This is a genomic window from Pedobacter sp. MC2016-05, from assembly GCF_026239735.1.
Lineage (GTDB): Bacteria > Bacteroidota > Bacteroidia > Sphingobacteriales > Sphingobacteriaceae > Pedobacter.
On sequence record NZ_JAPIVT010000030.1, the window covers coordinates 16,351 to 41,227 of the forward strand.

Annotated in this window: 21 protein-coding genes; 18 read left to right on the plus strand and 3 right to left on the minus strand. The window is 37.0% G+C overall.

All coding sequences use genetic code 11. The features are described from left to right. Positions 1 to 377 precede the first annotated feature (377 nt). The 11 genes from OQZ33_RS23070 to OQZ33_RS23120 all read left to right on the plus strand — a co-directional run bounded on the left by OQZ33_RS23070 (position 378) and on the right by OQZ33_RS23120 (position 9,265). A complete protein-coding gene (locus OQZ33_RS23070; protein WP_265801871.1) occupies positions 378 to 572 on the plus strand; it encodes a hypothetical protein in 195 nt (64 codons plus the stop codon). A 675-nt stretch (positions 573 to 1,247) separates the two neighbouring features. Continuing rightward, complete coding sequence (locus tag OQZ33_RS23075) at positions 1,248 to 1,463, plus strand: hypothetical protein (RefSeq protein WP_265801872.1); 216 nt, start codon at positions 1,248 to 1,250, stop codon at positions 1,461 to 1,463. A 12-nt stretch (positions 1,464 to 1,475) separates the two neighbouring features. Continuing rightward, positions 1,476 to 1,901 carry a hypothetical protein gene (locus tag OQZ33_RS23080; protein WP_265801874.1) on the plus strand — a complete coding sequence of 142 codons (426 nt, stop codon included), beginning with the start codon at positions 1,476 to 1,478 and terminating at the stop codon, positions 1,899 to 1,901. A gap of 16 nt (positions 1,902 to 1,917) precedes the next feature. Beyond that, positions 1,918 to 2,253, plus strand: a complete 336-nt coding sequence (locus OQZ33_RS23085; protein ID WP_265801875.1) for a hypothetical protein — start codon at positions 1,918 to 1,920, stop codon at positions 2,251 to 2,253. Positions 2,254 to 2,493: 240 nt separating this feature from the next. Next, on the plus strand, positions 2,494 to 2,865 hold the full coding sequence (locus tag OQZ33_RS23090; protein WP_265801877.1) for a type II toxin-antitoxin system RelE/ParE family toxin: 372 nt from the start codon (positions 2,494 to 2,496) through the stop codon (positions 2,863 to 2,865). After that, positions 2,834 to 3,133 (plus strand): helix-turn-helix domain-containing protein, encoded by a 300-nt coding sequence (locus OQZ33_RS23095; protein ID WP_265801878.1) that lies wholly within the window; start codon positions 2,834 to 2,836, stop codon positions 3,131 to 3,133. The genes OQZ33_RS23090 and OQZ33_RS23095 overlap by 32 nt, the downstream gene beginning before the upstream one ends. 145 nt (positions 3,134 to 3,278) lie before the next feature. After that, positions 3,279 to 3,629 (plus strand): DUF1016 N-terminal domain-containing protein, encoded by a 351-nt coding sequence (locus tag OQZ33_RS23100; protein ID WP_265801879.1) that lies wholly within the window; start codon positions 3,279 to 3,281, stop codon positions 3,627 to 3,629. A 151-nt stretch (positions 3,630 to 3,780) separates the two neighbouring features. Beyond that, positions 3,781 to 4,059, plus strand: coding sequence for a S41 family peptidase (locus tag OQZ33_RS23105; protein ID WP_265801880.1), 279 nt, complete (start codon positions 3,781 to 3,783; stop codon positions 4,057 to 4,059). A 542-nt stretch (positions 4,060 to 4,601) separates the two neighbouring features. Then, positions 4,602 to 6,992 (plus strand): ABC transporter permease, encoded by a 2,391-nt coding sequence (locus OQZ33_RS23110; protein WP_265801881.1) that lies wholly within the window; start codon positions 4,602 to 4,604, stop codon positions 6,990 to 6,992. Between the two features lie 369 nt (positions 6,993 to 7,361). Next, the gene (locus tag OQZ33_RS23115) at positions 7,362 to 8,420 is read left to right on the plus strand and encodes a DUF4932 domain-containing protein (RefSeq protein ID WP_265801883.1); all 1,059 of its coding nucleotides are present in this window, start codon (positions 7,362 to 7,364) and stop codon (positions 8,418 to 8,420) included. A gap of 263 nt (positions 8,421 to 8,683) precedes the next feature. Then, complete coding sequence (locus OQZ33_RS23120; protein ID WP_265801884.1) at positions 8,684 to 9,265, plus strand: hypothetical protein; 582 nt, start codon at positions 8,684 to 8,686, stop codon at positions 9,263 to 9,265. A 334-nt stretch (positions 9,266 to 9,599) separates the two neighbouring features. On the opposite strand, the gene OQZ33_RS23125 is transcribed toward OQZ33_RS23120, so the two are convergent. Continuing rightward, positions 9,600 to 10,595, minus strand: coding sequence for a S41 family peptidase (locus tag OQZ33_RS23125; RefSeq protein ID WP_265801885.1), 996 nt, complete (start codon positions 10,593 to 10,595; stop codon positions 9,600 to 9,602). A gap of 370 nt (positions 10,596 to 10,965) precedes the next feature. Here OQZ33_RS23125 and OQZ33_RS23130 point away from each other — a divergent pair, with 370 nt between their 5' ends. Beyond that, a complete protein-coding gene (locus OQZ33_RS23130; protein WP_265801886.1) occupies positions 10,966 to 11,427 on the plus strand; it encodes a nuclear transport factor 2 family protein in 462 nt (153 codons plus the stop codon). Positions 11,428 to 11,623: 196 nt separating this feature from the next. Here OQZ33_RS23130 and OQZ33_RS23135 read toward each other — a convergent pair whose 3' ends face one another. Next, on the minus strand, positions 11,624 to 14,212 hold the full coding sequence (locus OQZ33_RS23135; RefSeq protein ID WP_322975131.1) for an outer membrane beta-barrel protein: 2,589 nt from the start codon (positions 14,210 to 14,212) through the stop codon (positions 11,624 to 11,626). 1,184 nt (positions 14,213 to 15,396) lie between these two features. Between OQZ33_RS23135 and OQZ33_RS23140 the strand changes: the two genes are divergently transcribed. The 3 genes from OQZ33_RS23140 (at position 15,397) to OQZ33_RS23150 (ending at position 19,148) form a co-directional block, all read left to right on the plus strand. Next, positions 15,397 to 16,950, plus strand: coding sequence for an ATP-binding protein (locus tag OQZ33_RS23140; protein WP_265801887.1), 1,554 nt, complete (start codon positions 15,397 to 15,399; stop codon positions 16,948 to 16,950). Next, the gene (locus OQZ33_RS23145; RefSeq protein WP_265801888.1) at positions 16,943 to 17,302 is read left to right on the plus strand and encodes a response regulator; all 360 of its coding nucleotides are present in this window, start codon (positions 16,943 to 16,945) and stop codon (positions 17,300 to 17,302) included. Before OQZ33_RS23140 ends, OQZ33_RS23145 begins: the two co-directional genes overlap by 8 nt. Before the next feature lie 361 nt (positions 17,303 to 17,663). After that, positions 17,664 to 19,148 (plus strand): alpha-amylase, encoded by a 1,485-nt coding sequence (locus OQZ33_RS23150; RefSeq protein ID WP_265801889.1) that lies wholly within the window; start codon positions 17,664 to 17,666, stop codon positions 19,146 to 19,148. 53 nt (positions 19,149 to 19,201) lie between these two features. Here the strand turns inward: OQZ33_RS23150 and OQZ33_RS23155 are convergent, their stop codons facing one another. Next, positions 19,202 to 20,275, minus strand: coding sequence for a PAS domain-containing sensor histidine kinase (locus OQZ33_RS23155; protein WP_265801890.1), 1,074 nt, complete (start codon positions 20,273 to 20,275; stop codon positions 19,202 to 19,204). 183 nt (positions 20,276 to 20,458) lie between these two features. On the opposite strand from OQZ33_RS23155, the gene OQZ33_RS23160 reads away from it, so the two are divergent. From OQZ33_RS23160 to OQZ33_RS23170, 3 genes are all read left to right on the plus strand, one after another. Then, a complete protein-coding gene (locus OQZ33_RS23160; protein ID WP_265801891.1) occupies positions 20,459 to 22,321 on the plus strand; it encodes an ATP-binding protein in 1,863 nt (620 codons plus the stop codon). A 269-nt stretch (positions 22,322 to 22,590) separates the two neighbouring features. Next, positions 22,591 to 23,394, plus strand: coding sequence for an alpha/beta fold hydrolase (locus OQZ33_RS23165; RefSeq protein ID WP_265801893.1), 804 nt, complete (start codon positions 22,591 to 22,593; stop codon positions 23,392 to 23,394). A gap of 643 nt (positions 23,395 to 24,037) precedes the next feature. Next, positions 24,038 to 24,877, plus strand: an 840-nt coding sequence (locus tag OQZ33_RS23170; RefSeq protein WP_265801894.1) for a serine hydrolase domain-containing protein, incomplete at its 3' end; no start/stop codon positions are given.

Here is a 24,877-nt window from a genome sequence, read left to right on the forward strand (position 1 = left end):
AATCTCCGCAAAAAACGAACCTTGAAAACATTTTTCAAGTAATTTATTTTATGTATAATCCTTGGCGATTCCGTTATCACAAATGCAACAAAGATTAGATTATCTCTTAGATAATTTATTAATTACTATAAACTAAATATTTAGTTTATTAAACTAAATATATTATCTTCACTATTAAATCCGCTAAATGTTACTCTATTATTAAGATAATATTATTGGGGTAGCTTATAAAGCTTAGAGTTATTTCCACAGGCCAGATGTAAATACCAGACTTATTATATATCCAAAATTATTTAAAGATGAAATACCTAACCTTATTCTAATTTGTTTCAGCATATATAACAGCTCTGCTCAAGAGGATTACACTGAATTTGTCTATGACTACCTCTATTATCTCGACACCTGCACTAGATAACAGTATTCCCTCAAAAAAGACAATTGATGGAAAACGTTCCATCATGCTTGTACCTCAGGGTGCTCCCGAGCTGAAAAGTATAGAATTTTGGAATTCAATAGTGGATTACTGCATCTACACCAATAATATCATTGATTTTTATCCCAAATCGAATTAGGTCTTCAGAGACAGAAGGAAATTAATAAGAGGATCAACCAGAATGGATTGGTCCAGTTCCACCAAACATAAATTTCGTATAAATCCTACCTGTCAAATGATTATCCGTTTGACAACATGCGGTTTATTGGAAATATTTTTGCTATCTAATTAAGATCCATCTCGAAATGCGCTCAGTAGAAATGTGAAAGCAAACCGACAAGTCTGAACTTATCAATAAAGGTAAAAGTCATGATTTGCTGAATCATCTCACTTCTAAAGCCATTGGTCTTACAAAACGAACAATCTGTTTTCCAGGTTCTAGAGAACAATGTAAATCTTATTTAGATTCTCATTGAAATGACATTTAGGACAGAACTGTATTCTCTTAAGTAGCCGAATAATTTCGATTTTTAAAATGATATTTCTTAAAGCTTTGATTTGTGCTTATCTTATGGTCTTTCAGCATCCTTTTTAAAATATTATGCTATACAAAATAAAATCAAAGAAGAGCTGTTGAACTCTATCTTTATAAAGTCCTCTAACGCCTTTCTAATTCATATAAATTTTTATACAAGTTTTGGTGTCAATTATGTGGTTGTAATTATAGGAGAAGTTTAAGTTGGTGATCTTACCAATGCTTAAATTAAAATAGATATTATTAAAATAACGTGTTATTTTTGTATCTTTAAATATTATGGCAAGTAAATCAACAAGTAGATCAAGAACAAGCGATGGGTTTGCTTATCTAACTAAGCGAATTGTTGTAAGTAAAGCAAGGAGTGCTGGTAAAGCTGCTGCTAAGAACGCAATGGAATTGATGGGTTATGTAGTAACTGTTAAAGCTGGCTGGGTAGTGAAGGAATATCAAGATGGAAAGTTCGAACAAATCGAAAAGCTTCAAGAGGCTTAAGTCTATCATATATTGTCAGAACAAATCACACCACAACTTCGTCTTAGGATTTTTGCTGGTCCAAATGGTTCAGGTAAAAGTACCGTTATCAAAAGAATTCGTGAAACTGAAGTAAATGAGAACGTTAAACTTGACGTGGGAGTTTACATTAATGCAGACGATATTGCACAAAGTTTGAAGATCAATAAGTTTTCTTTTCAACCTTATGAAGTTGACTGTACGATAGAGAACCTTGTTAAATTTGGCGAAACTTCCGGGCTTTTATCCGGCGACTTTTCAGTAGAACAATTTAGTAAATCCATTACAATTTCTGGACGCAAACTTTCTTTGACCAAAGCAGAATCTTTAGATCGTATTGCGCAAATTATTGCAAGATTCCTTAGACATGCATTTATTGCAGCTAAGCGACGTTTCTCGTTTGAAACTGTTTTCACATGAATCAAACTTAGATGATATGCGTCTAGCCGCTGAAACAGGATACAAGGTTTACCTTTATTTCGTTGGAACGGAATCTCCTGAAATTAATAAGTTCTGCGTAGCACTAAGAGTCAAAGAAGGTGGTCATCATGTACCGGCTGATCGAATTGAAAAAAGATATGTGCGTTCTATGGAACTGCTTAAGGAAGCATCAGAGATTGCCTACCAAGGATATTTCTTTGATAACTCCATTAATAATGAGCCATACCGGCTTGTAGGTCACTTTAAAGTGGTTGCAGGCGAAAAAGAATGGGATGCTATACCCGAGAATCAGGTATCCATATGGCTTCGAAAACACTATCCTAGACCATAAAATGAACAGATATGGGTGGCACAATTTTTAATATCTTGATACCTTGAGGATAAATCAACCACACAGCAATGTGGAAATCATAGGCCGTTAATGATGGATTTGTGATAGGTCAAAAAATCTATAGCGTGAATTTTGTCTCAGAAAACGAAAGTAATCTTATATTCATTTACTGAGTTAGTCAATGACAAAAAAATTAGAATAATTTTGCATTATGTTATCTTTTAAGATAACTTTTTGGTGATGGGAAGGCAAATCATTTTTCATGGAAAACACTTTATCGAATTTTATCAAGATCAGGATGAAAAGGTAAAACATAAAATTCAATATGTTCTTGAGCTCATCAAACAAGTTGAAAAAGTACCTGAAAAATTTTTAAAACATCTAACAGGAACATCTGGGCTGCACAAAATCAGAATTGAATACAAATCCAATATTTATCGGATATTTTGCTGCTTCGATAAGGGAAAATTAATTGTTCTCTTTAACGCTTTTCAAAAGAAGACGCAAAAGACGCCAAGCAATGAACTGGATAAAGCTGTAGCCTTAATGAAGGAATACTTTAAAATCAAAAACAATAAAAATGAAGAAATACAACAACATACAAACCTTTGATCAATTGATTGAAGTTGAACATGGAGAGATTGGATCTGATTCACGAAATAAGTATGAAGAAAGTTCTCAAATGTTCATCATTAGTGAGATGCTTAAAGATGCTAGAAAAGAGGCTAAAATCACGCAACAAGAACTTGCAGAAAGGACTTGCACAAAAAAAAGCTATATATCCAAATTAGAGAATGCCAAAGGGAACATTCAGCTTTCTACCTTGATTCGGATTTTTGAAATGGGACTAAATAAGCGGATAGGGTTGACCTTTATATAACAAGAAATCAAAATCTTTTCTCTCAAAAACGAAGGAATACGAAGATTGGCTTAACGATCTCAAGTCCAAAGTTAGATCTATACAATTGAAAACCTCCATTGCTGTAAATTCAGCTGTAATCTGCTTTTACTAGGATTTAGGCAAAATGATTTCAGAGAAAACAGAACAAAGTAACTGGGGAAATAAGATTCTAGAACAAGTATCAAAGGATTTAAAGTATGAATTTCCTAACATAAAAGGACTCTCCAGAACAAATCTTGCTTATGCAAAGCAGTTCTTTAAATTTAATCAATCTTCAATTGTCCAACAAGCTGTTGGACAATTACAAATATCTAATGATCTTAATAATAGAATAACTCAACACCCAGTAATGCAAATCCCATGGGGTCACAATATATTAATATTTGGTAAAGCAAATGATGTAAACGAAGCATATTTTTATAACAAGAAACAATTGAAAATGGCTGGAGCAGAGATGTGCTCGCTCTTCAGATAAAAACAAGTACATATAATAGACAAGGAAAGGCTATCATTAATTTTAAGAATACACTTCCTGATCCTTTATCTGAACTTGCTCAGCAAACGTTAAAAGATCCATATGCTGGCACCAAAGTGAGGTGGTATTTAATTATATCGATGGGTCAAAATTGTTCGACAAGCCAATTTACATCATTTCCTCTAAAAATACATTTTCTGCGGCGGAGTACTTTGGACTTACAGCAAAGGAGATGAAGCGAGCAATTATTTTAGGCGAAACAACAGCTGGCGCAGGTAATCCTGGAACGTCGCAGGGTTACCACTCTCCAAACACAGATACTGTTTTCTGGCTGTTTATTCCAAATTGCCAAATCATTACCCGCAGCGGAAATTCAATAGAGGGTGTCGGGTTAACCCAGATGTGGTGCTTAAAAGTAACGACTGGTTAAAAGAGACTTTAGAATATATCGCTAACAATGAAAAACATTAAAATTAAGTGACTGATTAAGAAATAACTGCCCTTTGTAAATGACAGCTTTAGCACACCATAAAAAGAGGCTAATCGAAATCTCATTAAAATGGTTTAAACAAATAGCAACCTAGTATAGTCTGTAAAAGGATATGTTCTGATACATGATTTAAGCTATGCCTAAAGAAAGTCGCCTTGGGCTAGGTTAGAAGTTTGAGATATAAATATTTTGTATAAAAACGACCAATTTTGATAGGCGAAGAATTCTATACTAGAATTTGTCTAAAAAAACGAAGATTAGAACCCATGCATGTACAATATTCTTTGCGCTGTAAATGGATACTAGGAATTAGAACAAAAATTTTCTTTCATAGTATAGTACCTATGTTCACAATCGTACAGTTTTGTTCGTTTACGGACATTGCATTAGATGCACACTAGATGTTTTAAGCTCACCAGTAAGTTTAAACAGCGAAAAAACAACTGGCATGATGAATGGTGATAAAATTCGAAAATTGCTCAATGTTTAAATTAAATCTTAAAATTGCTCTAAGAAATCTATACAGCAATAAGTTATATACTTGCGTAAATATACTTGGTCTAACTATTGGAATGACCGGTTGCATTTTAATATTTACGTTTATAAAATTTCAGCAGAGTTATGACAGGCATTTTAATAACGGAGACCGGATTTATAGATTTGTTACGGATTGGAAATACAATAATTTTGATGATTATTCTTCAGGTGTGCCCTTCCCTTTTGCACCTGCTGTTCAGGCAGAATTAGCAGGGATTGAAAAAATCGCAAGAATTTCACGAAACAGCGGAGTTATAATCGTAAAAGATGGAGAAGGAACAATTAAATATAAGGCAAATCGAGAACTATATTTCGTCGAGCCGGCGCTGTTCGACATACTGCAGGTTAACTGGGTTTCGGGAAAATCCAACAGTGCTCTTTCGGCACCAAACACTGTAGTGCTGTCTGAAAGAACTTCAAAATTACTTTTTGGTTCTACTAAAGAGGCAGAGAATAAAATCGTGACGCTCTGGAACTCTGTACCGTTACGGGTTGTTGGCATATTTAAAGACATTCCAAGCAGCAGTAGCGTTCCAATGGAGATTATGGCAAGCTTTTCTACCTTCTGGGGAAATAAAAACCAAGATTGGGAAAGCGTGAGTTCCTATAATCAATGCTTTGCCCTACTGAGCAAAGATGCTTCAGTTACAACTTTTAATCATTCCTTGAAAAAGCTTAGTAACAAATACTTACAGCAAAAAAAATTACCAGGACAGCAGCAATATAAATTGCAGGCGCTAAAGGACATCCATTTTAGCCAACAGTATAGCAATTTTGCAGATACGGCTGTTACCCGAAATGATGTCTTCGGACTTGGGCTAATTGCAATTTTTTTAATGACTTCCGCATGTATCAATTTTATAAATCTTGCAACCGCTCAATCTGTAAATCGGGGGAAAGAGGTTGGGGTAAGAAAAGTGATGGGCGCAATAAGGCCGCAACTGGTTATTCAGTTTCTTACTGAAACAATACTTATTACAGCAAGCTCAATGACTATAGCATGCATATTCTCAGAGCTGGCACTTTCTCCGCTATCTTCTTTTTTAAAAGTTCCAATATCTTCAGCGCTATCTTTGAATGTAGGAATGGCTGGTTTCCTAGTAATATTGCTTATTGTAGTAAGCGCCCTCGCAGGATTTTATCCTGCATTAATACTCTCTGGCTTAAATCCGGTGTCAGCACTTAAAAACAGAATTAGAATTCAAACAGGAATTATAAGTTTTAGAACGCTGCTGATTGTAGCTCAGTTCGCTGTTACTGTGATACTGATTATTGGAACATTGATGGTGATAAGACAGATGAACTACATGAGAGAAAAACCATTAGGTTTTGAAAAAGACCATATCATGCTAATTAATTTTCCAGGTGATAGTGCCAGTTTGAGCCATCAACCGCTTTTTCGGAATAAGATGTCGCAGGTAAAAGGCATAAAAATGCTAAGCTTTTTCGCAAGACCCCCATTATCAGGTTTAATGAACACCACAAATTTTTACATCGACGGTCGAGAGAACAAAGATTTTGAGGTGAGGCTAAGCATGAGTGATGAACATTATTTTGATTTATTCGCATTAGAATTTATAGCTGGAAAAGTATATGGCAAAAGCGATACCGCAAATGCCTATATTACAAATGAAACATTTATTAAAAAAATTGGGATTTCTGACCCTCGATTAGCATTGGGGAAAATAATATCACAAAATGGGAGGACAGGGCCAATCGTTGGAATTGTAAAGGATTTCAATGATCAATCACTAAAAGAGCAAATATCACCAATGATATTCTACCAGGAAAAACGGCAATACTACAGTATGGGCATAAAGCTTGACCAATCACAAATCCAAAACACCAAAAAAGAGATTGAGGCAATATGGACGAATATGTTTCCCAATGAAATTTACAATGCGAAATTTATAGATGATGATATCCAACAATACTATGAATCAGAACGGATTACTGGGATCCTGCTAACAACATTTGGTGCTTTGATCATGTTCATTGCATTTATTGGGTTATTTGGATTAGTCTCCTTCATAGCTGCACAACGATCCCGTGAAGTAGCTATTAGAAAAATACTGGGCGCTTCGAATTTAGAATTAGTAACAATGTTAAACGGTTCGTTTATTAAGCTGGTATTAATTGCAAATGTAATTGCCTGGCCGCTTGCATATGTATTAGTAAGTAAGTGGCTTGCAAATTTTGCATACCGGAGTTCAATTAGCATTTGGCCTTTTGTATTTGCGGTGACAGCATCTTTGCTAATTACGCTAATTATAGTCACCCTCCAATCCTATCGTGTCGCCAATGCAAATGCGGTAAGTGTCTTAAAATATGAGTAAGGGAAACATCTCATAATAGGTTTTTTTAGAGATATGAAAAATAGTGAAATATTTCACGTGTCAGGAATAGTTAAGAGAAGTGGCTAACTAGATCTTGTTTTGCCAGCCCACTAAAAAAATTCATAGCCCCTTGCGGTTAATCATATTAATAAGTGGTTAGCTTGAATTATAATTGGAGTATAATGGTTTAGCCTCATACCCTGCTAAAGTGATCAATACTCTATGCACCTCTTATAGAGGTAAATTGTCGAAACTATTATGACAGAAAGTGTCTTAATTACTAAGCATTAAAATTTTTAACTATAATCACTCGAGTGGCATAATCCCTAAAATTTTGTCTTTCTTCAAATTCTTTATAGATTCGAGACCATGTTTCAAAAATTCCTTTTACCATCTTTTTTATCCTTAATATTTACAATACATGCTGGTGTATCGTACGGGCAAGAAATATTGTCAATCAAAACTGACCCAAGAGTTGAGGCACTTAGTATATTTTATACATTGGCAACCGCCGATACCCTCGACACAAAGCCAACACCATCCACCTATTATCGCGATGTGAAAGCCTATTTTAAAAAGTACAACGATGACCCTTCCTTAAATTGGTATAGGAAACTAAAAAATTGGGACGGACCTGACATGGCGTCGTTAGGTCTTTTTTTATCAAAACGTTATCCCTTTAAATTAATCGTTAAACCTGAAATCACTTATATTAGAAATGCTCCTTTGGATAGCTTTCTATTGCAATTTAATAAATTCTATAAAAGTTGCCAGGTAGAAAGATTCATCAAAGAAAATCATTCAGTTTACGAACGCGTTAATAAAAATGGTATATCATATATCAAGAACAGCGGAATTCTAAACACTGTAGATTCTTTCTATAGATCCAAACAAAAGGGCCAATACGTCATTTATACTGATATTTTGTGCAACCATGGAAGCAATGCAATACCCTCGAGCAATAAAATCTTTAATGATAATATCATGGTTAAGGCAGGATATATCGAAGATAGATCCAAGAAGCTAACGGATGATAGCTTAGTCAACTTTGAGCCAGCAGTAAATGTGGTTGCTCATGAGTCGAGCCATATTTATCTAAGAAATTTTGTAAAAAAGTATCATGCCCGACTATATAAGATCAAAAATAGTTTCTTAACAACAACTAAGGGAAAGAGATTAGCTGATGAGCAATGGGAAAATGAGGTAGATGAACTTCTAGTAAGGGCTTTTGTAGCAAAAATACTTGCAATAAAATATGGAAAGGAGAGTGGCGAGGAGGAGATTTCCAATCAGGCAAAGCATTTTAGATTGGCAAATAATTTGTATTTATTCATGGATAGATATACCGAGGATGGCAATAATTATGAAAGCATAGAGGATTTTTATCCTGAATTAATTTATTTTCTAGAAGCCAAAGCCAGTACATAACATTCTCTCACTTCACAACTCGTAGACTGGCGGAAGGGTAGAAAATCGACCTTCTATGAGTTTTCAAAATTGTCTCAAAAAACGAAAAGTTTAATTAATGGTTTAGTAAATATTAATTAATCATTTTATTTATCACAATAACATCATGTTATAACGCTAATCGGCTAAAAACCAACTAGCCCAAAAAGTTATTAAAACTTTATCGTTTGGTAGCTGTTTTACAAATAGCCATAGCAGTTATGGTATAATTTACAAAACATTATATGAAAAAAATTTTTATCTCGAGCTTATTTTCTTTCGCATTATTTGCTGGTGTAGCTAACGCACAAATTCAAAAAGGCAACGTAATGGTTGGTGGAAATTTGACTAATATTAACCTTGGTCTTGACGATCCAAAAATTTTCAGCGTGGATATTACGCCAAAAGCTGCTTGGTTTATACAAGATAACCTTGCTTTGGGTGGTTATGTAAACTTCGGCCTGGAAACTGCTAAAAACTCGAATACAACAACCAGTTACGGTGTTGGCGCATTAGGTCGTTATTACGCTGGATCAGACGTGGAAGTTCTACGTCATGGTCGTTTCTTTGCTGAAGCAACTGCTGGTATTGGCGGTGTTAACGTAAGCAAGGGTGGTGGAAATACTAACGGCTTAAACTTAAGTGTTGGTCCCGGTTTTGCCTATTTTATTACGCCAAATATTGGTTTAGAAACTTTGTTAAAATACAATGGATTAATAGGATTTGGTAGTGCTACTACACAAAATAATTTAAACTTATCTTTTGGTTTTCAAATCTATCTTCCTGGTCAGCGTACTGCAAACAAGGTTAAAGGTGATGTAAAATAATTAAAAGTCAGGTATTGATGGAGCCAACATTTTATAAAAATGTTGGCTCTTTTTATTTGACAGAAATTTTCTACTTAATAATTATCAATCACTTACTGTATATCTTTCTTTCGATGTATGTTTACTTTATCTGTTAGGGCAAAAAGAAAAATTGTCTCACAAAATGAATGTTTTTCAATGCATGATTTGAGTAGTTTAAAAGCAACTTGATAGTTTTAAGTTTTTATTGTGTTTGATAATCATCACCTAAAAACTATCTCAAATGATACGATGTATAAATTCCAAAAGTTGCCAATTCTAAATTATATCATTATGATAACAGTGGATGTCTATGCTACTTCTGGTCAATATATCGGTATGCTGCTGAAAGATAAGATTGGTTGGTCTCATTTTTATCCAAAGATTTTTTTATCATAATATTTGGTACTATTCCTTCACCTACTTTAGCATATTCTTTCCCTTCTCGGTTTATAGTATTGCCTATTGATAATGCGATAAAGGCTCCGTCCGCTAACTTGTATTCTTGGTTTCCTGAGGTTAGTCCCTGTGTATTTTCTCCAATAATCACTGCCCTTTTTTGTCCTACAAAAGCAGCGGTGATAAATTCTGCAGAGCTCCCTGTTTTTTTTGATACCAATATAGCTACAGGCCTTTTAATCTTTTTTGGTTGTTTTTCTGTAATTATAAAATATTGGCTTGCTTTTTTTCCTTCGTAAAACTTATAATTTTTGTAATTAAAATATTCTATTTTACCCTCAGCATCCTTAATGCCTACTACATTTGCTTCATCAAGAAATGGAGCAACTGCAGCGTACATTGGATAAAGCATACCTCCAAAATTTTCTCGTAAATCTATAATCCAGCCTTTTGGTGTTTGTTGGTGTAGGAGGTTAACCTGTCTATAAAATTCGTTTAAATACTCGTTCCAATCATCATTATTGAAAGATCCGATATCTGGCAAATTGATGTAGGCATATTTATTGGCCTTCATTTCACTTTTAATCACTGGGAAGGATTGCCCAGTAGCTCTGTAACCAAGGGTATATGCTCGAACTTTTTCTGGTTCATAAAAATTGGAGTGTGAATCATTCAATGCATTTAAAGCTTCCTTAATAATTGGATAGGTGTCTCTAATGTTTTTTGCCTTTATAACACCGCTTAATGCTTTGCGCTGTACTGCATTCCAATCTATTTTTGCTTTGTTTACTGATTTTGTCTGCATTATCTTTAATGCATCCATTAGATAGTTTTTGATGCTGTCTGCTTGTGCGAAAGAACGATTGACAACAGATAGCATAATAAAAATCGCAACCAACAGGGATTTCTTCATAGAAATAAGGATTTGTTAAAAATAATGATTTAAGATTGCAAGATTAACTAACTATTCTTAAACTTTAACTTTTAGTAATAAAGTTGCATAAATAATTTGTTTAGGATAAAAAGGGTGGCTGAGAACTTCATTCGTTTTTGAACGAATATCTATAAATCGCAATTTACCTCTCTATCCTAACAAACGGTCGATTTCATCCACTAAACACCTTTAGTCAAACTAATAAATATGATGTATATTTACTCTACGCGAGGATTGACACTATGATTATCCTTTTTAAAATATCATTAGAGATTTGGTGCTTTCGTGATCGTATACACCTATTAGTTAGCGGTCGGCCTATAGTTGAAACTTTAAGAATAAGAGAAACATGAAGAAAATATTGACGCTTTTTATAATAATCTTGATTTTTAGTGCTTGCAGCAATAAAAAAGAAAAATCTATGGCAATATCAGATAACGAAAAATTAGTAAAACAGTATTTTGAGCATTTCAATAATCATGATTGGACTAAGTTATCCAAAATGTATGCTGACATTTCGGAGTTTAAAGATCCATCTTTAGGGCAGGGAATTGTAAAACAAACTAGACAGCAAATAATTGCGAAGTATTCTGAACTTAATAAGATATTTCCAGATCTGCATGACCAGATTATTCAAATCTATCCGTCTGGAGGTAAACATATGATTGTCGAGTTCGTCTCAACCGGCACAAGTCCAGAAAATTCTAAATTTGAGTTACCAATCTGTACTATCTTTACAATTGAAAATGGATTAATTACAAAAGACTTTTCTTATTTCGATAATTTTGAGGAAGAACCAACTGATAAATAATTCTGACTAAGCAGTCTATCCGCCGAAAAGCATATGTAAAGTAAACTGGGATTCGAGATGGAACCTGGGCTTTATATCGGCTCTTTAAATTTATAATCACCAATTATGAAAATTAAAAGATCATAATATAGATAGAGGAGTGAATCTGAAGAAATAAGTTATTCCCCTACATTTTTTCCTCCATGAATTTGCCTGGTCAACTTCCAAAGTTTCGAACTCTGAAGATCAGGGAAAACATGAAGTATCTGCCCAAACGGTTGACTTGCCTGTCAACGATAACATTGTCAAAAACATCCCTCGAGATTCCTGCGTTTTGATTGAACAGATCAAATCCCTCCACCCTAATTGCTGCAGCATTATTTTTCAAAAATCTATATTCGGTATAAAGACGAAGCAGTGTTGGATTTCGGACCGATCCATTGTCATAGCCCATGTTAATCTGTTTGCTGAAATCATATCCCAAAGTGAGGTCATCGAACAGAAAAGTGCGTCCTTCCACGCCATATTCAAACCGTTGGGTTCTTCTCTCAGGAAATAAGTCTGTAGAATAATGAGTAATATTCTGGGAATAAGAAGCTTCGGCTTCCAGGTTAACCACATTTTCTATATCCACCCGCAACTCCACTTCCTGTTGCCAGTTGAAGTTTTCCGCTTCAACTCGGGTATCGTCCGTGAATGAAACATTATTATTAAGCTGGCCTGAACCGGAAAGCCCCAGACTCAGTTTTCGTCCAGGTAAAAGCGGCTGGCTGATGTCATAATCACCACGAAGACTATAATAGCCATCAGTATTGATATAGCTGGTCTGCTGATAAACACTTCCTGGCAAACGTTTTTTAGTGGAAACAATTCTATCATCAATCCGTTCATACCGTAGATTTGCCAAAACCACTTTCCCAGCATTCCAATCTGCCTGCTTATAATGCATATCTATACCATGAATGAATTCGGGCAATAGTTCAGGATTACCTGTGACGATGTTTTGCAGATCTGAATTATCGCTGATGGGCTGTAACTGAAGAAAACTGGGTTGATTGCTCCGGCCCCGATAGTTGAGTTCCAAAGAACGTTGCTGAGAGAATTTATAGCTAATGCGCATCGAAGGGATAAAGTTGAAAGTTTGGTTTATCGTATTTATTTTTCTGCTCAGATTCTCTCCTTTAAGGGTAACAGGCTGAGCACTCAGTCCAACCGTATACTTTAACTTATCGCCAATATGCCGGAAATTTAGACCGAACCTATTGGTGGTAAACTCATAGTCATATAAGTTACTTAGCTCACTATTGAAGCCAGGGATTCCCTGATTGACATCAAATACTTCGCGCGAGTTTTTATTGGCAGAGTGGTTATAGCTATTATTTATCTCAGCAAAATTATGCTTCCCTAACGGTTCCATATAAGATGTTCCGATATTGAACTGCAAATTAGTAGCGTTTTGCCCGTTAATCTGATTTTGAACAAGGGTATCTATATTAGTCTTATCAGTATTTATATATCTGTTATCGATATCTCTGCTGTTTTCATCATTCGAATAGGCAATATTGCTCCAGCCGGTAAGACTTCTACCAGGCTTATTAAATTTGTGGTTATAAAAGACGTTGGTTCGAATATTGATATTTTGTCCACTGCTAAGTGATGAGCCAAAGCGGTCAGTGGATAGAGAATCCTGACGGGTCAGGGAGCTACTGAAATTGTTTCCTGAATTTTTTTCGAATGAAAGATTAGGGGAGATTTTAAGATAGTTAGACGTATCAATTTTGTATTCTATATTCCCCCCGAGCGAATGGCGGTTGTTGCTGACCGTATTATCACTCCTGGCATCTTCCACGCGACTGGTGGCATTCAGTAAACTATCCTGTAAAAAACTTTGGGTAAAGGTGGAACTGATGGTTGAATTTTTGGTGTCATCAAAATTGTAGCTTAAATCTGCTGAGAGCTTTTTGCTAAATTCATTTTTATAATTCAGCCCCAATTTATTTCGCGTGGTAATACCATCTCCACCTCCGCCCCTTACGTTTGCATTTGCAAAAGTCGCATCAAGCGAAAGTTGACGCTCACCTTTCATGCTATTTCCACGCAGGTTAAAGTTATATCTTTCGAGATTCCCTACACCTGCAGCAGCACGAGCAAAATAACCTTTCTTTTTATCCTCCTGGATGGTTAAGTTGAGCACTTTTTCAGGTTCGCCGGATTTGATACCGGTAAGACGGGCTTGGTCCCCATAATCATCAATGAACTGTAGGTTTTTAATGATATCAGCGGGTAGATTTTTGATCGCTGTGGCCACATCCGTTCCGAAAAAATCCTTGCCATTTACCCTGATTTTAGTCACTGGAGTACCTTGGCTGGTTACATTGCCATCCTTATCAACCTCTATCCCAGGCAATCTTTTGAGCATCTCATCGACACCATCCCCTTCCCTTACAGGAAACGCACCTGCATTAAAACTCACCGTATCCTCCGAAATTTTAACCGGCGGAGTTCCGGAGATAACCACTGCATCCAAAGTATTTGACAAAGCCTTGAGTTCAATGAACGGAATTGATAGTTCTTTACCGCTTTTAAAATCGAATGAACCTTTGTAGGAACTATATCCAATAAAATCCGCTGTGAGCATGAAGGGTTTTCCTGATCGTTTGCTAAACAAAAAGTTCCCATCAGGATCAGTGGAAGCCGCGGTACTGTCTTTGCTATCATAAATCCTCACCACTGCTCCCGGCAACCCTACTCCTGAGGTATCTACTACTTTTCCTTTAACCGTAAAAATCCTGTGCCAGCACTTCAGTTTTCAACCCCATCCAAAAGGCTACAAGCAAAACTGCCTGAAGTAATTTTCTCATTATTATATTTGTGTGTGGGCTAAAAATACAGGGTAAAGAAAATGATCCCAAATGCGTAATGTATTTTTTACCTCAATTCCCCTTTCGGTATTAAGCATTATCGGAAGTTTTTAGCTGCAGAACATCCCATAATCTTATATAGAGCGGATCTTAGGCTGATAACGGAAGATAGATCCTTCGAAATGTATCAATCTTGATGTATTGACCATCCATATCCGAATTATTTGTGCGACCGAGAACTGAAAGGTCATTTTCAAAAAAAACAGTGGACAACAAGATAAATCAACATTGAGTTTTTTGATGGCAAGAGATACTTAAAGCAAAGGGAGATGCTCGAAAGCTCACTTATGCTGGACTTTACAAAAGTCTTTTTCGATACAGATTTTGTCTGATAGTTATAATATATATACGGATTGTCTTGTTTGGAATTAGGTTTACAATTTTGAGCACATAAAACTCAATAAAAGATGAAAATTGTAAAGCATTATTCGGACGATTTCAAGCGCGAGGTTGTTCAACATTACCTAAGTTCTGATGATCTTAAGGTAAATGAATGTGGCTGAAACCAAGAAGAAGAGGCAAGTATAGATTGAAAGTTTCCTCCAGCGCGTGTTGTAGCACAATAATATGAACAGTAATGGAAACAATAGTAACGGAAGTGCTTTAAGAATATTCTAAGGATAGAAAGAAAGGATCACTTCGCTTATAGCGGAAATCCTCTAGCTAGGTCAACAAAGCCATATTTTGGGAAGCCGAAAAACACGCAAGTTAACTTAACTACTAAAAATCTTTAAACCCAACCACATACTAAGTTCGCTTCAAAAGTAGAAAATTACCTACACTGATTACGTCAAAAAGAAAACTGTCTCAAAAAACGAAGGTATCCTAACCCTACTTTATATTTTTTTCTCGTTTAAGTTTAGTGCACCAATCAAGGCAAAAAAAATAGACTTATATTATCTGAGTCTGGTTTTTCAGAAATGGTAATATATTTTATCATACACTTCCTAAAAAAAGAATAGCTGCAAGGGAATTAATAACCAAAAAGCTCAGTCAAATTTGTATATCAAAACATTTCTATAGCACCACTGTTAATGGTTATAGACTACATAATAATAATTGCCAAGTTTTGAGTATAAACCATGCATCTGATCTTCCCATATCAGGGAATGACCCCGCAAACATTAAACTTTTAAAGTCCGCACTTGACTCATCAATTTCCGGCATCATCATCACTGATAATACACAGTTTGATAACCCGATCATATACTGCAATAAGGCTTTCGAAGTGCTCTCAGGGTACTTACGTGAAGAAGTGATCGGCCGGAACTGCCGCTTCCTCCAGGGAAACGAACGCAATCAGCAGGCAAGAGAGGATATCAGAAAAGCCGTTACCGAAGGTGAGTCTATCACTGTAGAATTGCGTAACTACCGAAAGGGAGGGGAACTGTTTTGGAATGAGCTTTACATTTCACCAATATTGGGGGAAGCTGGACAGGTGACGCATTTCATCGGCGTACAGAACGATATTACCAGAAGAAAAAATGCAGAAGAAAACCTTCAACATGAACGTGAGCAGGTAGAGCTAAAAATAGAGAAAAGAACACGGGAGTTGAATGAAAACAGGGAATATTTGGATAGCATCATCCAAACCATCCGTCAGGGGCTCATAGTTTTAGATCCTGAGTACAAAGTTATATCGGCCAATGATTTCTTTTTGAAGACCTTCAAGGTAGAAAATAGAGATACCATCGGCCGTTCTTTATATGATCTTGGTAATGGTCAATGGGATATCAAACAGCTCAGGGTTTTGTTGGAACAAATACTCCCCACTAATAATCCCGTTCTGGATTTTGAGGTTGACCACGAATTTCCACATATTGGACGAAAACTCATGCTGCTTAATGCGCATAGAATTGAAATAGAAGGCAGTTTTAAGGATAGAATATTAATAGCAATAGAGGATATTACCCAAATTCGCGCTTCAGAAAACAGGAAGGATGATTTCCTGTCCGTATCCAGCCATGAACTCAAAACTCCACTAACTACCATAAAGGGTTATAACCAGACAATATTAAGATTATTACCTGCTGACATTAATCCAAAAATACCGATGATGGTTAATAAATCTGGCAAACAAATCGACCGGCTACAAAACATTATCACAAGCTTACTGGAAATGTCAAGGATACAATCTGGAAAATTGGTACTTGATGCAGACTCAATTGATATGAATATCCTCATTAAAGAAATGCTTGAAGAAGCACAAGAGGGAAATCCAGAGCATATCCTAATCTTTGAAGGACAGACTAACCATACGATACCGGCAGATGAATCACAGATATCCCAGGTGCTACAGAATCTGATAACCAATGCCATTAAATATTCCCCTGATTCGAGGAAAATCAAATTGATGCTTACTGAAGTGAGTAATTATATAAAGGTCTCCATAACGGACTATGGATTTGGCATCAGTCAGGAAGATCAGAAAATGATTTTCGATAGGTTTTTCAGGGTTTCAACCATCCAGAAACATTTCCCTGGAATGGGCATAGGACTATACATATGTGCCCAGATAATCAAGCAACATGGTGGAACCCTATGGGTAGACAGTGAGCCAGGAAAAGGGGCAACATTTAGTTTTACGCTACCAATAAAGGCAAAGGAGAGTGGTGATGAGTAAAAAACTTCTTATTTGTGATGATGATAGGGATATAGTTGAGATGTTGGAAATTGTGCTCGATGAAAGCGGCTTTGAAATTATCACTGAAACTGACAGTAAAAGGGTATTGGAATTGATTTCAAATACAAGGCCGCAACTGGTTTTAATGGATCTATGGATGCCAGTTATATCCGGCGATCAGATATTGAAGCGTATGCGGGAGGATAAAAATATTTCATCCATCCCGGTAGTGATCATGTCGGCCGCTCAGGACGGTAAGGAAGTTGCCTTAAAAGCGGGCGCAAACGGATATATCCCAAAACCTTTCGATATTGATAAACTTTTAAAGCGCGTCAATGAATTTATAAGTTAAATCTTTTTAGCGTGTCGGTATGCTCTATATCCAGTCTGCTACAGGCTGTAGCAATCAGGAATTTGATTTCGGATATGTTGGTGATATGCTCATCCCAGCCTCCCATCTCAGCAATAGGTTATTTCGGCAAAAAAAGGTTATTACGTTTATAGACACTTATTGAATATTTGGTTTGATCATGGGCAAGCAAACTTAAATGTTGGCAGCCCAGTTGGCTCACCACCCTTGAGTGCTATGCTAAATTGTTTTGGGGTTTTTTCTTAAGAGAATTAAAATTTCTTACAACTAACCATAATAACTTCAAACAATTATGGATGGTTCACAGTTGATATGCTTAACAAAAATTAATCTTAAAAAACATATGGAAAACCATACGATGCTGCAGTACTTTGAATGGTACTATCCAAAGGACGGAAGTTTATGGAAAAAAGTAAAAGATGATGCCAGCAGGTTAAAAGCCATGGGCATCGATGCAGTATGGCTTCCACCAGCTCACAAGGGCATGGAAGGCGAATCCTCAACTGGTTATGATTCCTATGATCTTTACGACTTAGGCGAATTTGATCAGAAGGGAAGCATCCGTACCAAGTACGGAACCAAACAGGATTACATTGATGCAGTACACGCAGCTCGCGAGGCTGGCATCCAGGTTTATTCAGACATTGTCCTCAATCACCTGGGGGGCGCAGACGACCATGAGCCGGTTACCGTGCGAAAAGTGAATCCGGATAACCGGAATGAGTTCATTTCTGAACCATTCGAAATTGATGCCTACACCGTTTTTAACTACCCTGGCCGAGAAGGTAAATATTCCCAGTTTAAATGGGACTTTCAATGTTTCACAGGCGTAGATTACGATGCCAGAACGGAAGAGTCCGCTGTTTATAGCATCCAAAACGAATATGGAAGCGGTTGGGAGAATGTGCTGGACACTGAAAACGGGAATTATGATTACCTGATGCTCACTGACATCGATTTCAGAAACCCACACGTGAGGGAAGAGTTAAAAAAATGGGGCGAGTGGTTTTATCATACCGCAGAAATGGACGGTTTCCGTCTGGATGCAATCAAGCACATGCCTGCTGAATTTTTCAATGAGTGGCTGGACCACATGCGTTCAGTGACGGGCAAGGAATTATTTACGGTCGGCGAATACTGGTCACCGGGTGATCTTCAATCCATGCTCGATTATATCAACGCAACCGGGAGACGCATGTCGTTATTCGATGCCTGCCTTCAGGCGAACTTTTCACGCGCCTCAAAGGAAGGAGAAAACTTTGATCTGACTACTATTCTTCAGGGCACCCTTGTAGAGGCCTTACCTGAACTTGCTGTTACACTGGTAGAAAATCACGATACCCAGCCCCTTCAGTCCCTGGAGCAAACGGTAGAACCCTGGTTTAGGGCGCATGCCTATGCCGTTATACTGCTTCGGGAAGCTGGATACCCTTGCGTATTCTACTCGGATGTATATGGTTCGAGTTATACCGATAAAGGTACAGATGGATTCGACCATGAAGTTACCATGGAACCTCTACCACAATTAGAGGTGCTTTTGAATTTAAGAAAAGACAAAGCCTACGGTGAACAAAGAGATTATTTAGATCACCCAAGCTGCATTGGTTGGACCAGATCAGGGGATGACGGCCATCAAAATTCAGGAATCGCAGTGATTTTATCAAACGGCTCGGCGGGAACCAAAAGGATGGAAGTCGGCGTTCATTTTGCAGGGAGCGTATTTCGTGATTACCTATCACATCATCAGGGAGAGGTCACTATTGGCGAAGATGGCTGGGCAGAGTTTTACTGTGAGGCCGGGTCAGTATCCGTATGGGCAAAAGCCTAAGCTTAGAACAATGAAATGTCAGTGAATAAATTTTACTGACATTTCACCTATATCTAAAGTGGCAGATTAAAGCGGGCCACCGTTCCTTTACCAGCAGGGTTAGTTTCTATCCGAATCGCACCGCCATGTTGGGCAATAATCTCTGAACAAAGAAATAAACCTATTCCGCTGCCGGATGCAATTGTGCTAGCATTTTCCACGCGGTAGAACTTTTCAAAAACTTTTGTCTGTTCGGTTTCGGATATGCCTATACCAAAGTCAATGACCAAAACCTGAATATTCGTATGGTCACCGGAGATTTCGATCTGAATTTTGGATTCACCTGGAGAATACTTAATTGCATTATTGATCAGATTTGTCAGTACCTGTGCGATTCGGTATCTATCCGCAGTAACCTTGAGAATATCTGTTTTTGTAGCCAGGCTGATTTCAAAATCGCCACTGGTGAGACTGGCATTGGCAATGACCTCTAGTGTCAGTTCCTCAAGATTAACAGTTTCCTTTTTCAGGATCATCTCAGTCTGGTGATATAACTTGTTATTGATCATATCATCCATAAGTCTCTCGACCTTCCCGCTTGCAGTAATTGCCCTTTCCGCAATAAGCTGATGCTTGGTGTCTCCAATTTTAACAATGAATTTGTGCAGTAACTGCAAGTACCCTTTCACAACTGACAAGGGTGATTTAAGTTCATGGGTAGTAATATTCAAGATTTCATCACGCAAAATTTCTGCACCCTTTTTCTCGGTTATATCAATGGTTGTACCTACTATGCGAACTGGTTTTAAATCCTCGAAAATCACCGTCCCCCTTACCTGCAGCCAATGGATATTGTTACCGGTATGCCTGACACGGACTTCAAAATCATAGGTAGGTGTTTCAGGATTCATAGCCTGCCTCAGCCCTTCCTCCCTTCGCCACCGGTCCTCAGGTAATATGGAATCTATAATCGTTTGCTCAGTAATGACCTGATCTGGTGTTAATCGGAAGTTTATCCTGTTCTGGTCAGTACATTCAATCAGTTTGGTTTTAAGATCAAGTTCCCAGAAGCCGAGCTTAACCTGGGCAAGGGCTATAGCCAGGTGTTCCTCAGAAATCCTGGCAGAATTAAAAAAGTTTTTTGGCAATGATTTTAGCTATTTATTTTAGCAAAGTTAAGCATTGATCGATAAACTGCAAATTTAAGAATCCCGGAAAACTCAGATGAGTTCAAACATTTGGGCTAAGGGGGGGGTTAGATAATTAATAGAACAAGAATAGTCAATTTATATATCAAAAACTTTACTTAAAACAATATAATCCGGTTACCGATGGAAGATAATATTTCAGCTGAGCTTAAACATTCACTCAATTTAGTGCCCAGTTGTTTAATGATCATTTCTCCAAGCATGTCTATTTCCATGGTCAACGATTATTTTGCGGATTGTTTGAAGATCGATAAGGATACCATTGTCAATATGGATTTAGCGCCTGGTCTAAAACTCATCCTAAATAGTTCGCCAGATCTCATTCAGGACTATGCACTTGATCTGGAACAATGGTTTAGAACAAATTTTGATAGGCTTTTCCTGAGCGCTGTAAAGGATGCTTTCAAATCAGAGTTTGAGGGAGTGTCTTATAACATGATATCTACAGATAAAAGTCAAGGGGCAATCATTTTAAACTTCGGTATTGGCAGCATAGCCTGTAAAAAGGCGATGGTTTCGGAGCGTGAGATGACGCTTCAGAACATGACAGATGATTCAGAAGTATTGATCAGTATGGTAGATGAATATGGAAGCCTTGAATTCCGCAACCTTGCCTGGGAAAAGTTTATGGGAGAAAGAATCCCTTCGCAGGGCAGATTCCAGTGGGAGGAACTAGTCCATGGGGATGACCTGGAGCCCTTTCATAATCAGCTTTACAATGCGATTTCAACCAGGGCTTCATTTTCAGCAGAGCTCAGGATAAAGGATCGAAACAATCTGTATAGATGGTTAAAAATTAAAGGTTCACCAAGACTAAATAGTTATCAGCGTTTTTTAGGATATGTCTGCACCGGTATAGAAATAAGCGAAACTAAAAATCAGTTGCTGGAGCTTACCAGGCTAAATGAGGCGCTCATCATCTCTAATACTGAAATCGCTGCCCGCAAAGAAGAACTTCAATCTGCATTGGATGCAGCTGAAATGGGAAGTTGTAGTCTTGACATCGCTACCTTGAAAGCAAAAATGTCCCAAGAATACCGCAATCATTACGGTTTGCCGTTACAGGGAGACATTGACTGGCAAATGGTAATGCAGGCAGTAGAACCGGAATACCGTGATGAAGTAAATCAGGTACTCTATGATGCGGCTGAACATGGAACCGCGGTTGATAGCACCTACCCTATCCGCCACCTGATATCTGGCCAGCGGAAATGGATGCGGGTAGTTGGGAAGGTGAGCAAAGATAAAACAGGAAAACCTCAATCAATATATGCTGTTGTGATGGACGTAACTGGAGCTATTCAGGAAGAGCACATGAAGAATAAGTTTATAGAAATGGTCAGTCACGAGCTTAAAACACCACTAACTTCAATCGGCGGATTTATACAGCTGTTAGCATACAAACATGATCTTGGTCAACAGGTTGATGCCGCAAATATTTCTAAAAAGGTCCACCATCAGCTATCAAAAATGGGCCGGATGATCGAAGGATTTTTGAATATCTCCAGGATAGAGTCTAGCGAAATGAAGATCGAGAAGAGAGAATTTAATTTTTGTGATCTCATTGATGAACTCAATGAGGAGTTTATCAATGAGATCTCAACCCATCGCATTTCCACTACAAAATGTGAAAGTCTTATGGTAAATGGGGATAGGGATAGAATTGGAATGGTTATACATAATCTGATCAGCAACGCTATAAAGTATTCTCCTTCCGGATCTCCAATTCAGATAGAATTCTGGGTCGAAGACAGTAATTTGATATTTAGCGTGAAAGATCAGGGTATAGGCATCATACCGGGCGAGGAAGAAAAACTCTTTAAGCCCTATTTTAGAAGCAAAAACCAGCGCATTCATACGGTATCGGGTTTCGGTATCGGCCTATTCATCTGCGCAAAGATCATAAAATTACATGATGGAGTGATATGGGCAGAAAGCAAACCAGGTGAAACAGGTAGTAATTTTAGTTTTTCTATCCCACATTGATTTGACTATTGGATCACCGTTATAAGGTATGCAAACTATTAAGCCAGGGGAAGCGGTAATATTTTCCGTGAGAATGTCTTGAAGGAACACTCTCATCTACCTGCAAAAATAACTTCCCCTTAACTGTAAACTTCATAGTTTAATTTCAAGTCTATAAAAAAGTCTCAATAAACGAATAATTCGTCCAAATATAAGAATCTGAAATTATAGATGTACTTTCAGTACGTACTAGTGCTGCGCGCTAAAATATACACCAAGATACTGCCACAATGAAAACCTACATTATAGCGACACTAATATTATTTTCAAACTTTAATAAAAGCTATGCTCAGACAATTGATACCCTTATTTACGTAGGTACCTGTAGTCTTCACATCAAAGTAATTAAAGGTAATGCAAAAACTATTTTATTTGAATCAGGTGGAGCGCTTGGTGCCAGTCAATGGGACATAATCTCAACCCGGGCGCATAATATTCTAAACGCTACAGTGATAACCTACGATCGCCAGGGTTCTGGCAAGAGTGATATCGATACAAATCAATACAACATTTTAAACGAAGTAAAAGGGCTTGAATTTGCACTGACAAAATTAGGTTATGGAAATTCTGATATGCTCTTGGTCAGTCATTCATTGGGTGCTTTTTATTCTATGCTATACGCAAATAGAAATCCTCATCTAATAAAGGGTATTATGATGTTTGATCCCAGGATAGCCTCAAGAGCAGACATGAGGTTTGCCAGGCAGGTTTACAAGAAGCTGGATCGCAAACAGTTTAAGAAGGAAGAATCATGGCTCTATTATGTTTTAGCCGCAATGGAAAGTAATAGTAATATTGTTCGAAAAATCTCGCTAGAAGAAACAATACCAATATTAGATGTAATGGCAGAATTTGGACCGTTTGATTCAAAGCAGGAAAATGAAAGATTTCAACTCTCTCAAAAAGATTTTGTTAAAAGAAAGCAGAATGCAACGTTACTATATCTAAAAGGCACTTCCCACAATATACCTCAAGATAAACCAGAAGTTGTAATAAATGAGATTGTGAAATTTTATACGTATCACTTAAATTGATTGATGAATTGATTTAGTGCATTTTCTGTTATAATCTTCATCAATCATAACACTTTAATTACAGCATCAAAGTAATTTTGTCTCAACAAACGAAGATTTAGATTTAACGTTAAATATTTGGGCTACAATCAATTTAGGATGGAAACAACTGATAAATAGTTCTGACCAACAAGTCTATCCGCTGAAAAAGCATATGTAAATTAAGCCGGGATTCATGTTGAGCATTATCATCATTTCCCTTTTAGACGGCAAAGCAATCTACTGTAATACATCCTAAAATTAAGTACATCATCAAAATCCATTCATTTTAATTTTCTGAACATCTATCTTACTTGAAAAAAATGTAAGCTATTAATCTACTATAAAACTGCTCCGTTAAGTGATTTTCATACAATGCGGTTTTTATTATGCCTCGTCGGTTTGAAAACCAATAGGACAAATGGATTAAAATGACACCTGGATAATCAGCGACTTGGTCCATTCAGATTATCGGTATCTCGGCTTTAGTATTTACAAATTATTAATTTGATGTGTTTTTAAGGTTACTGGTCTTGAATAAGTGCTTGTGAAACGTTACATTGCTACGCAAATGAATATTCAACTCTATATTTTTCCTCCATTCCATTGGATATATGGTATAAAAATGAAGTGTAAAAACCTTACTCCTATTCTTACATTTCTCATTACTACTATTTTTTATAATACACAGGCCCAAGACATTCACATTGCCAAACTGGATAGCTTTTTAAATGCAGTTTCTTCGAATAATCAGGTAATGGGAAGTGTAATGATTACGAAACATGGAAAGTTAATTTATGAGAAGATTATCGGCTTTAGCCAGATCGAGGGAGACAAAAAAAATCCCGCAACGTTACAAACTCAATACCGAATTGGTTCTATTTCCAAGAGCTTTACCGCAGTAATGATATTCCAGCTGATTGATGAAAATAAAATTTCATTAGACACAAAACTCTCCAGGTTTTTTCCAAATATGCCTAATGCAAATCGAATTACCATTGAACATTTGCTTAGCCATACTAGCGGCCTTTCAGACCATGTGAACGAAAACATCGAATGGATTACTGAGCCACATACCAAAGCAGAACTGCTTGACAAAATTGCTCAGGTAAAACCGCATTTCGAGCCTGGAGCTAAACAGCAGTATTCAAACGGTGGCTTCTTGTTGCTTGGATATATAGTAGAAAAGATCACGAACAAAACCTACCAAGCAGCACTGAAACAAAGAATTATCAATAAGATTGGCCTGAAAAACACAATTGCAGCAACAAGAAATAATAGTTTATCACTCGAAGCAAGACCTTACTCGTTTCAAGGATCTTGGGTTCCGGTTAAAGAAATCTATTTCCCAAACGTGGTAGGTGTGGGGGATATCTTGTCTACACCCCAAGATTTGTCGATATTTATAAACTCGCTTGTATCGGGAAAATTAGTTAGCAGCAATAGCTACAATCACATGAAGGCA